We start from the raw sequence: 15259 nt of genomic DNA on the forward strand, positions 1-15259 counted from the left end.
CGCCGCCGTCGACAGCAGGCGCCGATCGGCAGAACCACAACCATCCTGCGCGCCGTATGCCATCGTCGAGCCATGAACTCGACCCGGCTACCCGAACTCGTCGACGAGCTCCTGACCACCGCACATGGGGCCAGGAGCCGTCGCGCTGCGCACACGCTGTACGGCGACTCCTCACGGCACCTGCGACAGACGGTCATCGCACTGGTCGCGGGAGCCACGTTGTCCGATCACGAAAGCCCCACCGAGGCCACCCTTTACGTCCTCCGCGGCCACGTCTCCCTCACGACGGGCGAACACAACTGGGATGGCCGGCAGGGCGACCTCGTCATGGTCCCTCCCGAGCGTCACGGACTCACCGCCCGCGAGGATTCCGCAGTGCTGCTGACCGTCGCCACACACTGACTCACGCGCTCGGCTTCGACGAGCAGAGTTGTCGGACCCCCGTGGTGTCATGGTCGCACCCTTCGAACAAAGGAGCGATCCATGTCAGACCACGCTGCCGCAATCCGAGGTCTGCCCCGGTGGCATCCCAATCCCGTCATCCGTTCGACCCTCGAGACCATCCGCCGCTGCGGCTGGCAGGTGACCTCCGTCGGCGAAGGGTTCCCCGAGGCCGGCAGCGACGAGGCCGACTGCGGGTTCTCCTACACCGCGGGCCTCTCGCTGCACTCGATCCCCGAACTGGCCATCTACGGTGTCGATCCGCTCACCGCGCACCACATCCTGAACGAGCTCGGCGACCTGCTCCACCGCGAGGACTGGCGCGACCTGGTGGCGGCCCAGACCGACATCCGCCTGCAGACGGTGGCGGTGTCGGTGCGGCTGATCGAACAGGTCGACAAGGACGAGCTCGTCCTCGCGAATCTGCTGTTCCCGGATTACCCGACGCTGCAGGTCGTCTGGCCCGATGAGTACGGCCGGTTCCCCTGGGAGGAGGGCTACATCCTGCTGCCGATGCATCAGCCCGTGAAAGGCATCCCGGACCTCTCGGCACACGCACGGCGGACCGCCCACGTGGTCACGACCGAGTCGGGCCCCGACCGCACCCGACCCCGCCGGGGCCGCCGGATCTCCGGCCACTGACACGCCGGTGTCGTCCGTGGTGACACGCCCTATCCGGGGGTTGCCACGGACAATCCGGCGCCGAGGTGCAAACATTGTTCACCGGGGGTAACAATCGACGGGGGTGCGAGGAAGGCGGACGCGCGTGCAGCACCTCCCCGTCGTGCTCGCCGTTCTGTGTCTCGTCGTCGCCGGCGGAGTTGTCACCGCCGCCATCTATCAACGGCCCCAGCGAGGAATCCTGCTGCTCGCGGCGCTCACCCCTCTCGACGGCCTGCTCGACGTCGCACCCGTGGCGGGGATCGCGGCGGCCTGGAAGGAAGGCCTCCTCGCCCTCACCCTGATCTGCGCAGCGAACCGCCGTGTCCGCCCGTCCGCACGGACCGGACCTCCACTCCACATGCCGTGGTGGCCTGCGGCGGCCGGGCTCGTGGTCTTCGGGCTGATCTCCGCGGCGTGGGTCTACGGACCTGTCGGGCTCTACGGCATCAAGGTGACCTTCTTCTATCTGTTCGCCGTCCTCGCACTGTGGCTGACACCGTTCGACGCCCGCGATCGCGACCGGCTCGTGTCGATCATCATGGCGCTCGGCGTGATCACCACCGTCGTGGGCATCGCGCAGCAGATCATCGGCCCGGCGAAACTCGTCGAACTCGGCTACACCTACGGCGAACAGGTCCGTTCGAGCGGACCGCTGTTCCGTACGTTCAGCACGTTCAACCAGCCGTTCGGTTTCGGGCTGTTCGTGACGATGGCCCTGCTGGTCGGCGGCGCGGTGGCCCTGTCCGACACGACCCGTCGGCGCAATCAGTTGTTCCTCGCCTGCTGGCCGGTCATGGCGATCACGATGGCGACCTCGGTGGTCCGCGCCGCCATTCTCGGCCTCGCCATCGGCGTGATCTGGCTCGCGGCGTTACGATTCCGGCGCCTCGTCGCGCCGATGCTCGCGATCGCCGCACTCGCCCTGGTGTCCCTGCCGTTCCTGCCGGCATCGATTACGAGCGTGTTCTTCTCGTCGAGCAGCCTGAGCCAGCGCGGGACCGGGTGGAGCGAGATCTTCTCCAGCATCGGCGTGCATCCACTGGGTCGCGGCCTCGGTTCCAGCGGGTCGGCAGCCGATGCGATGTCGGCGGCCCGCGGGGAGGACACCCAGACGGTCACCGCCGGTGCAGGCGGAACCGTTCAGGGGATGTCGTCGAACTATCAGCCGGACAACTACTACGTGAAGCTCCTGCTGGAGCTCGGACCGCTCGGGCTGTGGCTCTTTCTTGCGATGATCGTGACGGCAGTGATCTGGTGTGTGCAGTCCGCACGCCGGCTCCCCGACCCCGACGGGGCGTTCGTCCTGGGTGTCAGCGCCTCGATCATCGCGGCGATGGCAGCCAGTCTGGTGGCCACCTATTTCGAGATCTTTCCGCTCGACTTCTACTTCTGGATGCTGTTGGGAGCTGTGGGATGCGCGACTGCACAACACGAATCACGTACGGTGCGCTTGCACTTCGACCCGGAGGAAGCGGCGTCCAGACCTACATCCGCGAACTACTGAGCGCGCTGCCGGCGCATCTCGGTGACATCCCGTTGGCCGCGGTCGTCCAGGAGGACGCCACCGGAGAGCTGCCCGCGTCGATCGCCCCGCTACGCCGGCCGGTGGCCGACGGCGTCCGACGCGCCGTCCACGGCGTACTGCCCACGCGACGCGGCGGGGTGTTCCACGGCCTGGACGTCGATCTCCCCGTCGCGGGTCCGACGACGACCGTGGCCACGGTGCACGATCTGTCGGTGCTGGACATGCCGTCGGCGTCGAGCCGGTTTCGCGCCGCGGGCGAGTCCGTACTGGTCCGCGCCACGCTGCGGCGGGCCGACGTCCTGATCGCGGTTTCCGAGTTCACCGCCGAACGCATCCGCGAAGTCTGCGGACGCGATGCGTACGTCACCGAACTCGCGCCGGCAGCCTGGGCACGGCCGCCCGGCACCGCGGACATCGAGCGGGTCCGCACGAAATACGAACTGCCCGAACGTTTCGTCCTGCAGATCGGCACCGTCGAGCCACGTAAGAACGTGGCGCTGGTCGCGTCCGCCGCCCGCCGACTCGGCATCCCGTGTGTTCTGGGTGGTGCCGGATCCACCGGTCCGGACGCCCCGTCGTCCGCGCTCGGTCTCGGATACGTCGACGTCGACGATCTTCCCGGGCTCTACGCCGCGGCCACCGTGACCGCATATGCGTCGTTCTACGAGGGCTACGGGCTGCCGCCGGTGGAGGCGATGGCATGTGGCGGCGCCGTCGTCGCGAGCGCCGTCGGCGCACTACCCCAGGTCGTCGGCGACGGTGCCGTGCTCGTGGAACGACACGACGAGGACGCCTGGGTCCGCGCCCTGGAACCCCTCGTCCGGGACTCCGAGACCCGCCGCGGACTGGTGGATGCGGGCACCCGTGTTGGGGCATCGCTGAGCTGGGACACCACGGCCCGGCGCACGGTCGAGGCGTATCGCGCGGCCGGAATCGACGTGCCCGCCCCGCTGCCACGTCCGGGGACATCGCCGTGAGCCCGGACGTCACCGGGCCGCTGCCCTCCGACCTCGAGATCGAGCGGCAGGTCCTTGCACCGCCACCCGCCCATCCGGCATCCGACGCTCGGGCGGCGACGCGCGCCACCGCGGCGATGTTGCTGAGTCGCATCGTGATCGCCGCCCTCGGCTGGACCGGCAGCGTCATCATCGCGCGCACGCTGTCCCCGGAGGACTGGGGCAGCTACTCGTTCGTCTTCGCACTCCTCGGGCTGACCGCGATCTTCACCGACCTCGGCGTGGGCCGGGCCGTGATGGCCCGGCTCATCTCCGACGACGCCGAAGACGTCGCCAGGACCTCCTCCGCCTTCATCGCGTTGCGGATCCTCCTGGGACTCGTCGGGTACGTGCTCGCCGTTCTCTACGTCGTCGTGCTGCAGTATCCGGGCGAGGTCATCCGGGCGACCGCGATCGCCGGACTCGTCGTCGTGTTCGCCACCCCGGGGCAGGCACTGACGGTAATCTTCCAGAGCCGGCATCGGCTGCTGCTCACCGCGATCGCCGAGAGCCTCGGCCAGGTCCTGCAACTCGCGATCACCATCGCGGCGGCGTTCGCCGCACCATGGCTGCTGGTGTTCGTCCTCGCGCCCGTCGCCAACGAGATCTTCGCGCTGGTCGTGAAGGTGGCCGGGATCGCACGCCGATCGTCGGGGCTCCGGCCGTCCCGGGTCGTCGAGTGGTCACGGTGGAAACCGATGCTCGCCGACGCCCTGCCACTGGCGATCGGGTTCGCGCTGACCATCGCACTGCAGAAGATCGACGTGCTGTTGCTGAGCCTGCTCGACTCGCTCGACGCGGTGGGTATCTACAGCATCGGTTACAAGTTCTCCGACATCATGGACACGCTGATCCTCGCTGCCGTCGGCCCGATCAGCACACTGCTGGTGGCGGCCTGGCCGCACCGTCCGGCCGAACTCCGCCGGCAATGCCGAACCGCGGCGATCGCTTTCGGCGCGGCCGGCGCCGTCACGGTGGCGGCGTTCTGGCCGAGCGCCGGACAGATCATCGAACTCCTCTACGGCCGCCGCTTCGTCGACGGAGCCGACGCCGCGCGGTTCCTGGTGCTGGGGGCCGCGATCATGGCCTTCGTCGTACTCGGGATCTTCCTCCTCGCCGCCACCGGATCCGCGAGACGGTATCCATGGATCGCGGTCGCCGGCCTCGCTCTCAACGTGGCCCTCAACGTGGTGCTGATCCCGCGGTACTCCTACACCGGCGCGGCGATCACGACCGTGATCACCTTCGGCGTGTGCGCCGTGGCGCTGTGGGTCGTCGTGGCCCGGACGCTGCCCGTCGCCGAGTTGTTGCCCCTCGGCGCACTCATCGCGCTGGCGCTGCTCACCGCCGCCGTCTGCGTCGTCGGGGTCTGGGCCGTCGACCCGGTGCCGTGGCCCGTCGTGTCCGTCATGGCCGCGCTTGTCGTCGCCCTGCCCGCAGCCGCCCTGTTACGGCTGACCACACTTCCTGCCGGCCGTCACACAAAGGTGATGCGATGACCGAACCAGTGATGTCCACCGGCACCTTCGTCTTCGTCGCACACACCGGGCAGGTGTCGGGGGCGGAGAAGGTGATGCTCGACCTCATCGACGTCGCGCTCGAGCGCGACCGACGGGTGGTCGTCGTGTGTCCCGACGGCCCCCTGCCCGATCGGTTGCCGGAAGGTGTGCAGCACGTGCCGATCCCACCGCTCGGGCTGAGCGGTGAACGCGGGCTCCGCCGTCTGGCCGGGGCCTCGCGTCTCCTGGTGGACTGGGTTCGCGCCGGACGCATCCTCCGCCGCATCACCCGGCACGACGCCACGACGATCGTGAACTCCCTGTTCGCCTTGCCCGCGGCACGGGTCGCGAGTCCTCACGACCGGGCGTCGTGGCTGGTGCACGACACGTTGTCCACCGGGCGTCAGCGTGCGGTGGTGCGTCTCGGCGCGCCGGCGATCCGCCGTGCGGTGGCGGTGTCCGAGGCAACCGCGGCGCCGCTGACGGCGATGGGCCTGCCCACGGTGGTGGCACACAACGGGGTCCGGTGGCCGGTACCCGCACTGTCGACCGAACTCCACGACCCGCCCGTCGTCGGAATCCTCGCGCTGCTCACCCCGTGGAAAGGTCACGCGGTCCTGCTCGAGGCCGTCGCCTCACTCCCCGGAGTCGAACTGGAGTTCGCCGGCGGGTCCTTCCCCGGGGACGCCGACCACGTCGCATTCCTGCACGAGCGTGCCGGACGACCCGATCTCGCCGGTCGCGTGCGATTTCTCGGTCACACCGATCCGCAGGCCGCGCTCGAGCGGTGGGATGTCGTCGTGTCGGCCAGCGTGACCCCCGAAGCCGGTCCGCTCTCGGTGCTCGAGGCGATGGCCTACGGGAAACCGGTCATCGGCACCGATCACGGCGGCACGACCGAGTTCCTCCGCGGGGGCGCCGGAATCCTTGTTCCACCGTCTGACGCGCCAGCATTGGCCGCGGCCATCACACGAGTTCTCGACGATGCGGACCTCCGGCGAGCAATGACCGCGCAGGCCCGTGACCGGATCAGCACCAAACACGACAAATCCGTCACGTTGCCGCTTATGCTGCACGAGTTGTCGTCATGACGACGACACAGAGGTGGCGCGCACTGCACTCCTTCCTAGATAGGCTGCCCATGAACCAGTCCCTCTCCCGCCGACGGAAGACCTCCCGGTCAGTGCTGGCGTTCACCTGCGTCCTGCTCGCGACCCTCGCCGGCATCGTGTGGGTGCGCAGCGACGCCCACTCGGCGCCGACCACCTGTGCGTTGTCGAGCGGCAGCCACAAGGTGGCGGCCTCGCCCGGAGCCTCGATACTCGCCGCGTCGGACGCCGACCTGAACCGGGAACTGTCGCTCGCCAAGGAGCTCGACATGTGGGCGGTTCGGATCGACGTGGACTGGTCGGTCGTCGAACCCCGTCGCGGCCAGCGCAACTGGGCGCCCATCGACCGAGTGGTGAATGCCGTCGTCGCCCACGGCATGTGTCCGGTCGGTCTGGCCACCTACACCCCGCTCTGGGCCGCACGGCCGCTCGACTTCCCGCGCAACTCCCACTACCGGCCCGCCGACCCCAACCTGTTCGCTTCCTTCGCCGCGGCGGCCGCCCAGCGCTACTCACAGTCGATCGCGGTGTGGGAGATCTGGAACGAGCCCAACCTCGCCAACTACTGGCTGCCCCGGTCCAACACCACCGAGTACGGGCGACTCCTCGCGGCGTCCTACACCGCCATCAAGCGGGCCGTCCCCGAGGCGGCGGTGATCTCGGGCGGTCTCGCCCCCGGGACCGACAACGGTCGCGACATCGCACCGCTGACCTTCGTCCGCAACCTCTATCAGGGCGGATTCAACCGATCCTTCGACGCGCTGAGTGTGCACCCCTACACCTATCCGGCGCTCCCCAATGATCCGGCCGCGGCATCGTGGAGCACGGCCGCACGGATGTGGGACATGCGCGACGTGATGGTCGCGGCGGGGGACGGCGACAAGAAGATCTGGATGACCGAGTTCGGCGCCCCCACCGGCAGCGGGACCAACGCGGTGTCCGAGGAGATCCAGGCCCAGAGCATCCAGATCGCGATCGGCGCGCAGAACGATGCGTCGTGGCTCGGACCGCTGTTCGTCTACTCCCTGCGCGACGCGGGGACCGACCCGAACAACCTGGAACACAACTTCGGCCTGGTGCGCCGCGACTGGTCGCCCAAGCACGCGTACACCTTTCTGGACTCGCGCTAGACGTCACGTCACACGTGAGGGCAGGTCGTTAGCTAAAGTGAACCGAAAGTCGACCGACGGCAAGATCATCGGGCGGCGACCGCCGGGGGGCACCCAACACCACAGGAGAGATGTGTGACCTCCAGTCTGGACTCCGCCGGACGCCGCGACGCGCCACCGTCGGTCGATCTCTTCGGGCATTTCCGCGATCTCGCCCGTGTCGCCCTGCCCGCCATTCTGATCGGCCTGCTCGTCGGCGCGTGCGTGTTCGGTCTGCGCACCGCGCTCGTACCCAAGGAGTACTCGGCGACCGTGGTCGCCGAGATCACCCCGTCCGGCGACATCATCCCGGGGGACGCCTACATCGAGCAGATGCGTGCCCCGTTCATCGCGCTCTCGACCGACGAGAACGTGCTCCAGCAGGTCCTGACCCAGGTCGACACCGGTTGGGACACCACCGAACTCCGCGAGCACGTCACCACCGGACCGGGTACGACGCCCTCGCTGCTGCTGTTCACCGCGACGGCACCCTCATCCGAACAGGCCGAGAACGTGGCACGCGCCATGGTGACCGCGATCTCGGCGGCTGCGATCTCCAACCACGCCCGCGACATCAGCCGGGTCGTCGACCAGCTTCGCGCCCAGATCACCGCCGAGCGGGCACGAAACCGCGCGCTGCCCGATCGGGGCGACTCCAAAGCGGAGTCCAATGCCACCCTGGCGGACCTCAACTCACAACTGACCCGCCTGCAGAACTCCTCGACCGACAGCCTCGCGATCCTCGCCGCCCCCTCGGCGGGCGCGAAACCGATCGCCCCGAATCCGACGCAGGAAGGTGCCGTGGCCGCCATCGCCGCAACCATCCTCGCCGCCGAACTGCTCGTACTGATCCGGGGCAGAGCCGGGCGGACACCGAATCCCATCTGGGCGAGGAGAATCGCCCACAAGTACGGGGCGCAGCTCTCCTACGACGACGCCACTGCCGGCCCAGGACTGCCGGACACCGTGCTGCCCGCGCTCGCCCAACGACACCGACGCGCACAGGTCGCGCTCATCCTGACCGGCTCCGGTGTGGATGCGGACGGCCTCGTCGACCGGACCGCCCCGCCCGCCGACGACGCCGCGGGACATCCGATGCGTCTCGAACGGCTCCCGCTCACCGAACCGTGGTGGCAGCGTGTCGATCCGGGTGACCTCGCGCTCGCAGTGGTCACCATCTCGACCGCCGGCACCGACCGGTCACTCGCCGAGCGGGCGCTCGCCCAGTTCGCCGAGATCGGCATCAACCGTCACCTCGTCGTACTGCGACGTCCTCCCGTCGGAGCCGACGACACTCTGGCCGACGACGGTCCACCACCGGGTCCCGGTGTCGATGTCCACACACCGCGAGCCCACGTCGATCCCTTCCCCAGCGGCGACGTGGCCACGACGGCGGTGCCGTCCCACCCGCCACGCACGCCGGCCCACCGGCACTCGCACGGTCGGCCGTTCGACTCCGACCGGTTCCGCGTGTCCCCGCTGGACGCGTCCCCGCGGGACCCTCGTCCTCAGGAGCCGTTCTCCCCGAACCGGAACGGCACCACGTGGGACATGGGTGACCATGCCCGGTGATCGCATCGCCGTCGTCCACGAACGGCTCACCGAGATCGCCGGATCCGAACACGTCGTCGAGCAGCTCGCCGCGACGTGGCGCGAGGTCGAGGTCCACGCACCCATCGCCCGCGCCGAAGGGATCCCGGCGGGTCTGACCGATCCCCCGATCACCACGCCACTCAACCGCGCCTACCGGTTGCTCCACGAACGCAGTTACGCCCCGTTGCTTCCCCTGATGCCGTGGGCTTTCCGCCACATGCATCTCCGGGACGCATCGGCGATCGTGGCCAGCCACCACGCGTTCGCGACACAGTCGGTGTTCGCCACCGACGCACCCGTCATCGCCTACGTTCACAGTCCCGCCCGGTGGGCCTGGGACCCGTCGCTGCGCGCAGGCGAAGGCGGCGGAGCTGCCGGTGCCGCGATACTGTCGGCCCTGTCGGTCGTCGCGCGCCGATGTGAGGTCGCAGCCGCACCGGAACTCCACACCGTGGTCGCGAATTCCACGGCCGTGGCGGCACGTATCCGCGAACACTGGGACCGCGACGCGATCGTCGTCCACCCACCCGTCGACCTCGATGGATTCACCCCCGATCCGGCAGTGGAACGCGAGGACTTCTACCTCCTCGCCGGGCGCCTGGTGCCCTACAAACGTCCCGACCTCGCCATCGCCGCTGCCGCGAAAGCCGATGTCCGGCTGGTGGTCGCCGGAGACGGCCGCGCCATGCAGCAGTGCCGTGAACTGGCCGGCCCGAAGACCACCTTCCTCGGGCGGGTTCCCCACGAGACGCTCCTGAACCTGCACCGCAGCGCGCGTGCCGTCCTGATGCCCGGCATCGAGGATTTCGGGATCGTGCCGGTCGAGGCCATGGCCACGGGCACGCCGGTCATCGCTCTCGGCGAGGGCGGGGCGCTGGACACCGTCGTCCCCGGGTCGACCGGACTCCTCGTCGAACCCGGCTCCGACGACGACATCGTCGACCGGTTCGCCGCAGCCATGCGCGACTTCGCCGTCGCCGATTACGACCGCACCGAGATACGGGCGTGGGCCGAACGATTCCGCCGGGAACGCTTCCGCGCCGAGATGCGGGAGGTCGTCGGTGCCGCAATCTGACACGACGCGTTCGACGGTCCTCGATCGCGCCCTCGCGACGTCTCGCACGATCGCGATGACCGGTCCACTGGCCTCACTCGACGCCGACCGCATCCGCGAGCGCCTCGCACCCGCGCTGACCCCGACCTCGCGCCTCACCGTCGTCCCCGACCCGGCGTCGAAGACGTGGGCCCACGACGTCTCGCCGATCCCCATCTCGGTGCGGCCCGATCTGGCCGAGCTGTCCCCCGGCGAGATCCTGACACGGCTGCGGAACGCTCCGGTACCGGCGGGACGCCCCGAGTATCTGCTGTGCGGGAGTTGGCTCGTTCTCGAACACAGCCACGGGATCGGCGACGGCCGGGTCGGTCTGGAGCAGTTCGCCGGGCTGGCCGGCCGCGACGAGGCCGCGATGGCAGCCAACCTGGAACGGTCACTGCCGGCGAACTCGGCGTGGCACGCCGCCCGCAGGCACCTGTTGCGCAACCCCGGACGGCTGCGCGAGATCGCCCGCCTGCGCGCGGCGAACGCGGCCGGCGCTCCGGCGGGCCCCACCCGTTCGCTGTCGGACTGGCGCACCACGCGCCACGTCGTGGCCACCTCGATGCCCGCCGACCGGGCACGCGCACTACGCGCCGCGGTCGCCGACAGCGGGATGAAGGCGTCCTCGGCCGCCGTGACCGTTGCACTGTGGCGTGCGGCCGTCACCGCGCAGGGCGTCTCGATCGACGATCGCACGCAAGTGCTGTTCGACTGCCGGCGCTACCTCGACCCCACGCACGCCGCGGATCACGGCAACCTCGCCGTCGGCATCCCGATCCGAGTCCCTGACGGGGCGACGCCGCCCGAGGTCGGCGACCGCATCCGCGCGGTCGCCGGTTCCGGGTGGCCGGCCGCCATCCTGGCCTCGGCGGAACTCCGCGGCCTGCTACACAAGTCGGGGGCCGGGATCGAGCCGGGGGCATCCGACGACGTCCAGGTGCCCGACCGACTGCGTCTCTCGGTCAGCGACATGGGGCGGATCGACATGTTCGACGACGTCGACTGGGACCCGACCGCGCCGTCGCACCACCTCTACGCCTCCCTCGAACCGGACGGTCCGGATGCGGCGACCACCTTCGTCAGCGAGATCGGCGGGGTCCGCTCTCTCACCACCACCTTCTACCGCGCCTTCATCGATCCCGCCGCGATCGAAGCCGCCCAGCAGTACCTCTGCGACGATCCGGTGTCGCTTTTCGAACGGCTCCTCACCCGATCATGAGTGCACCCGGCCCCAGGTTCCGTGGCCCACGATCGCTCCGCTCGGGAACATCCTCTCCGCTGCGCTCGGGAATCATCTCGACCGTCCTGTTCCTCACGACGCTGCTCGTCGCCCTCACCGGGACGTCCTGCGCCACCGATGGCTCCTCCGACCCCGGCCCGTCCGGGAGCACGGTGCCGGAGGGGGCGTCGCCCGGCGACATCATCGGCACGGCCACCGACACCGGCGAGTACCGCTCGCTGGCCAAGATCGCCGAGCGCGCGCTGCGTTTCCGGTATCGCTCGGAGCATCCCGTCACCGGCGAGTTGGTGCCCGTGTCGGCGGCCGCATTCGTGCCCCGTGGAACGGTCCCCGCCGGCGGCTGGCCCGTCATCGCGCTCGGTCACCCGACGACCGGCGTCGCGAACGACTGCGCACCGTCGTTCTACGGCAACCTGCTCGGCACCGTCGATCTCGTCGCCACCCTGCTCGAGCAGGGATTCGTGGTCGTGCAGACCGACTACCAGGGTCTGGGCACCCCGGGTGATCACGCCTATCTCGAACCCACGGTTGCCGCACGCAACATCATCGACTCGGTGCGCGCAGTGCGCTCGATCGTCCACGACACCACCGACGACTGGTGGGGATTCGGTGTGTCCCAAGGTGGGCACGCGGTGTTCCGGGCGAACGAGATCGCCGATTCCTATGGCGACGGACTGAACCTGATGGGGACGGTCAGCATGAGTCCGGCACTCGACATCCGGCCCCTCGCCGACTCCGTGGCGGCCGGCACGCTGACACCGGATCAGATCGCGTTCCTTCCGATCATCCTGACGGGACTGAAGACGGTCCACCCAGAACTGAACATCGACGACTACCTCCGCGGTCCCATCCGCGACACCTTCCGGGTCTTCCTCGAATGCAACGACGCCGCGCGGGTGCAGAAACAGAACATCGTCGAGATTACGAAACCCCCCGACTACCGTCCGATCGACGCCGCTGCGACCGAACGACTGCGGGGGTGGCTGGGTGAGGCGAGTCTGCCGCAGGGTCGCGCGAGCGCTCCGATGCTGATCTCCTACAGCTCCGAGGACAAGGTGATCCGTCCCTCGTGGACCGCGAGCGCGATAGAGCAGGCCTGCGCCGAGGGTGATGTGATCAACACGGTGATCGTCAGGGGACAATCGCACGGCATACTCGACGTCGGTGCGAAAACCGCAGACTGGGTCGAGGCCGTGTCGAACGGGACTCCTGTCCGGAACGACTGTCGATGACCCACCACACGCCGTCGGGCCGAGTGCGGTGTGGCACGCGAAGTGGAGACCTCTCATGAACACCAACCCGAACGAGGCGGACGACCGCGAAGCGGACGCGTCCGCAGATCGACTGTCGTCGGTACTGGGCGTCCCGGGCGACTCGACCATGTCGGCCATCTTCGACGCGGTTCGAGGGGCAGATGAGAAGACCGCGGCGGCATTACGCGAACTGCTGTCCGACCCGGCCCGCGTGCGAGCCATCGAGGAATCGGGGCTTCTCTCCGGTCAGCCGCATCCGGCCGTCGATGACGCGATCAGCCTGACGATCAATGCGCTCGGCGTCGCCTACGCGGCACTCAACGTGGTCACCGCCGAAGGACAGACCACCGCCTCGATCGCCTGGCGATCCGAAGAGCCGGGTCACAAGAACGCTCGGCCGCTGCTGGACTCGCTGTGCGTCTATCCCGTCGTGAGTGACTCGATGCTGGTGGTCGACGACATCGCCGATCATCCGGTCCTGTCCGAGCACTCGACCGCACGCAACGGCGAGGTGGCCTCCTACCTCGGCATTCCGCTGCACGCGGGCGACGGACACGTGATCGGTACCTTCTGCGTCTGGGACACCGAACCGCACCACTGGTCGTCGACCGACATCGCCCTGCTCACCGATCTGTCGGTGGTGGTGAGGGAAGCCGTGTTCCGCGACTGAGCGCGACTCGCCGACGAATACGAGCCCGACTCGCATGTTTCCGTTAGCCACCTTTACAATTGGCGGTGACCGGGGGCCGTTCATCGATGGAGTGGACTTGGCTACCCATACCTCGGAGGTCGAGGCGCTGCCCAGGTCGGGCAGGCTCGCCGACCCTCCTGATTCTCGGCGCTCACTCGGCGACCTGGTCCGCGATGATCCGCTGAGTACCGCCATCACGGTTTCCATCGACGTCGTGACGTCGGTGATCGCCACAGCTGTCGCCATCTGGTGGATCGTCCTTCGCCAGTCCGACTATCCCCCGCTCTGGATCATTGCGCTGTACCCGGTCGCCCTCGTCTGCGTCTTCGGGTTGCGAAAGATCTACCGGCGCGGACTCAATCGCCGATTCCTCGACGAGGTCGGCAAGGTCATGACCGGTTGCACCGTCGCCGCGATGGTCCTGCTGTCCGTGATGCTCCTGGCCGATCTCGACGAGCGTCCGGGCGCCGCCGCGACGAAGCTCTGGATCTCCGCGTTGTTCTGGGTCCCGTTCGGGCGACTGGTCCGAGATCTCGTTCAGCGCAACCTCCGCCGCCACGGACACCTGATGGCACCGACCCTGATCATCGGCGACGGACCGGTCACCGAGCAGGTGGTCGGGCGCATGGTCGCAGCGCCGGAGCACGGCCTCAAGCCCGTCGGTGTCCTGGCCGCCGGGGCACCGCCGCGTGACCGGGACGAACGCGTGTCCCGGATTCCTCAGCTCGGGGGTGTCGACGACCTCGACCAGGCGATCCGGGCGACGAATGCCGAAATCCTCGTGGTCGCCTTCGCGGTCACGAACGTCGAGCGGTTGACCGCGTCGGTCCGCATCGCGCACCGGCACGGGGTCAAGGTGTGGATCGTTCCCCGCATGTTCGACGTCATCGGCCGACGCAGCCGCGTCGACCACATCGGTGGCCTCCCGTTGATGTCGGTACCGCACACCAATCCGCAGGGATGGCAGTTCCGGACGAAGCACATCGGCGACCGTGTGGTTGCAGCGCTGATCCTCGCCGCGATCTCGCCCGTGTTCCTGACACTCATGTTGCTCGTGCTCCTGAGTTCCCCCGGCCCGATCTTCTTCGCCCAGCCGCGGGTGGGTCGCGATGGCCGGGTCTTCGACTGCCTCAAGTTCCGTTCGATGCGACCCGAGGACCCGACGGCCGAGAAGTTCCGGCCCGCGGCCGGCAGCGCCCCCGGCGGCGTCGAGGGCGTCGACCGGCGGACCAGGATCGGCAAGATCATGCGTTCGACGTCGATGGACGAGTTGCCACAGCTGCTCAACGTCGTGCGCGGAGAGATGAGTCTTGTCGGGCCCCGCCCGGAACGCCCCGAGTTCGTGTCCCTGTTCGAGGTGCAGATCCGCCGCTACGGCGAGCGACACCGGGTCAAGGCCGGCGTGACCGGTTGGGCCCAGGTGCACGGTCTCCGCGGTCAGACCTCGATCGCCGACCGCGCCGAATGGGACAACTACTACATCGAGAACTGGTCGCTGTGGCTCGACGTCAAGATCCTGCTGCTGACGGTCCTCGCAGTACTCAAGCGCGCCGAATGATCGCCGGCTGCTGATACTCAGAGGCTCGGACGCCGGGTGTCGTACGCGTCCCTGTACCTCACCCGCCGACGACCGTCGCCGGCGACGACGAAAACCGTGCGGACGATGATCGCGAGCAGGATGAGGCCGCCCACGATCGCCAGTAGAACCACGGTCATGACGACCTCCTCACCGCCGGCCACCACACACGCCAACTGCGTTGCGGCAGCGTCGAATCACCACGGACATCGCCGTGGACGCACTGTCGGTGAACATGGTGCGGCGTCACCGCCCACGAGCGCCACTGATTTTCCGGCGCCTTCACACTGTGGAGTTGTCAAGGAACAGATGCGGTCCCGACGTGTGCCGGACCCCGCTGCTGGTTGAGTAGGCGAGGAGATTGCGACGAGCGCCCCTGCTGGTTGAGCCGACACCAAGCGAAGGGCGGATCCCTTGAACCCGCCAAGCT

General features: G+C 68.7%; 14 protein-coding genes. 13 read left to right on the forward strand and 1 reads right to left on the reverse strand.

Going from position 1 to position 15259, the window contains the following annotated elements; translation table 11 throughout:
* The first annotated feature begins 72 nt into the window (after window positions 1-72).
* The 13 genes from GOAMI_RS01515 to GOAMI_RS01575 all read left to right on the forward strand — a co-directional run bounded on the left by GOAMI_RS01515 (window position 73) and on the right by GOAMI_RS01575 (window position 14811).
* Entirely contained in the window at window positions 73-402 is a 330-nt protein-coding gene (locus GOAMI_RS01515; RefSeq protein WP_006434618.1) for a cupin domain-containing protein, read from the forward strand.
* An 81-nt stretch (window positions 403-483) separates the two neighbouring features.
* Complete coding sequence (locus tag GOAMI_RS01520; protein WP_006434619.1) at window positions 484-1083, forward strand: DUF4262 domain-containing protein; 600 nt, start codon at window positions 484-486, stop codon at window positions 1081-1083.
* 124 nt (window positions 1084-1207) lie between these two features.
* Window positions 1208-2608, forward strand: coding sequence for an O-antigen ligase family protein (locus GOAMI_RS01525; protein ID WP_006434620.1), 1401 nt, complete (start codon window positions 1208-1210; stop codon window positions 2606-2608).
* Window positions 2609-2640: 32 nt separating this feature from the next.
* On the forward strand, window positions 2641-3606 hold the full coding sequence (locus GOAMI_RS01530) for a glycosyltransferase family 4 protein (RefSeq protein ID WP_006434621.1): 966 nt from the start codon (window positions 2641-2643) through the stop codon (window positions 3604-3606).
* The gene (locus GOAMI_RS01535) at window positions 3603-5123 is read left to right on the forward strand and encodes a flippase (RefSeq protein ID WP_006434622.1); all 1521 of its coding nucleotides are present in this window, start codon (window positions 3603-3605) and stop codon (window positions 5121-5123) included. Before GOAMI_RS01530 ends, GOAMI_RS01535 begins: the two co-directional genes overlap by 4 nt.
* A complete protein-coding gene (locus tag GOAMI_RS01540; protein ID WP_006434623.1) occupies window positions 5120-6214 on the forward strand; it encodes a glycosyltransferase family 4 protein in 1095 nt (364 codons plus the stop codon). The genes GOAMI_RS01535 and GOAMI_RS01540 overlap by 4 nt, the downstream gene beginning before the upstream one ends.
* Window positions 6215-6264: 50 nt before the next feature.
* The gene (locus GOAMI_RS01545) at window positions 6265-7362 is read left to right on the forward strand and encodes a cellulase family glycosylhydrolase (protein ID WP_040004491.1); all 1098 of its coding nucleotides are present in this window, start codon (window positions 6265-6267) and stop codon (window positions 7360-7362) included.
* 114 nt (window positions 7363-7476) lie between these two features.
* Complete coding sequence (locus GOAMI_RS01550) at window positions 7477-8952, forward strand: YveK family protein (RefSeq protein ID WP_006434625.1); 1476 nt, start codon at window positions 7477-7479, stop codon at window positions 8950-8952.
* A complete protein-coding gene (locus GOAMI_RS01555; protein WP_006434627.1) occupies window positions 8942-10048 on the forward strand; it encodes a glycosyltransferase in 1107 nt (368 codons plus the stop codon). The genes GOAMI_RS01550 and GOAMI_RS01555 overlap by 11 nt, the downstream gene beginning before the upstream one ends.
* Window positions 10035-11288 carry a hypothetical protein gene (locus GOAMI_RS01560; protein ID WP_006434628.1) on the forward strand — a complete coding sequence of 418 codons (1254 nt, stop codon included), beginning with the start codon at window positions 10035-10037 and terminating at the stop codon, window positions 11286-11288. The genes GOAMI_RS01555 and GOAMI_RS01560 overlap by 14 nt, the downstream gene beginning before the upstream one ends.
* The gene (locus GOAMI_RS01565; RefSeq protein WP_081598170.1) at window positions 11285-12541 is read left to right on the forward strand and encodes a lipase family protein; all 1257 of its coding nucleotides are present in this window, start codon (window positions 11285-11287) and stop codon (window positions 12539-12541) included. Before GOAMI_RS01560 ends, GOAMI_RS01565 begins: the two co-directional genes overlap by 4 nt.
* 55 nt (window positions 12542-12596) lie before the next feature.
* Window positions 12597-13232, forward strand: coding sequence for a GAF domain-containing protein (locus tag GOAMI_RS01570; RefSeq protein ID WP_006434630.1), 636 nt, complete (start codon window positions 12597-12599; stop codon window positions 13230-13232).
* Between the two features lie 97 nt (window positions 13233-13329).
* Window positions 13330-14811 (forward strand): sugar transferase, encoded by a 1482-nt coding sequence (locus tag GOAMI_RS01575; protein ID WP_006434631.1) that lies wholly within the window; start codon window positions 13330-13332, stop codon window positions 14809-14811.
* Window positions 14812-14828: 17 nt separating this feature from the next.
* Here the strand turns inward: GOAMI_RS01575 and GOAMI_RS23155 are convergent, their stop codons facing one another.
* On the reverse strand, window positions 14829-14969 hold the full coding sequence (locus tag GOAMI_RS23155; protein WP_167325085.1) for a hypothetical protein: 141 nt from the start codon (window positions 14967-14969) through the stop codon (window positions 14829-14831).
* Window positions 14970-15259: the final 290 nt, after the last annotated feature.

This window comes from Gordonia amicalis NBRC 100051 = JCM 11271 (assembly GCF_000332995.1).
GTDB classification, from domain to species: Bacteria; Actinomycetota; Actinomycetes; order Mycobacteriales; family Mycobacteriaceae; genus Gordonia; species Gordonia amicalis.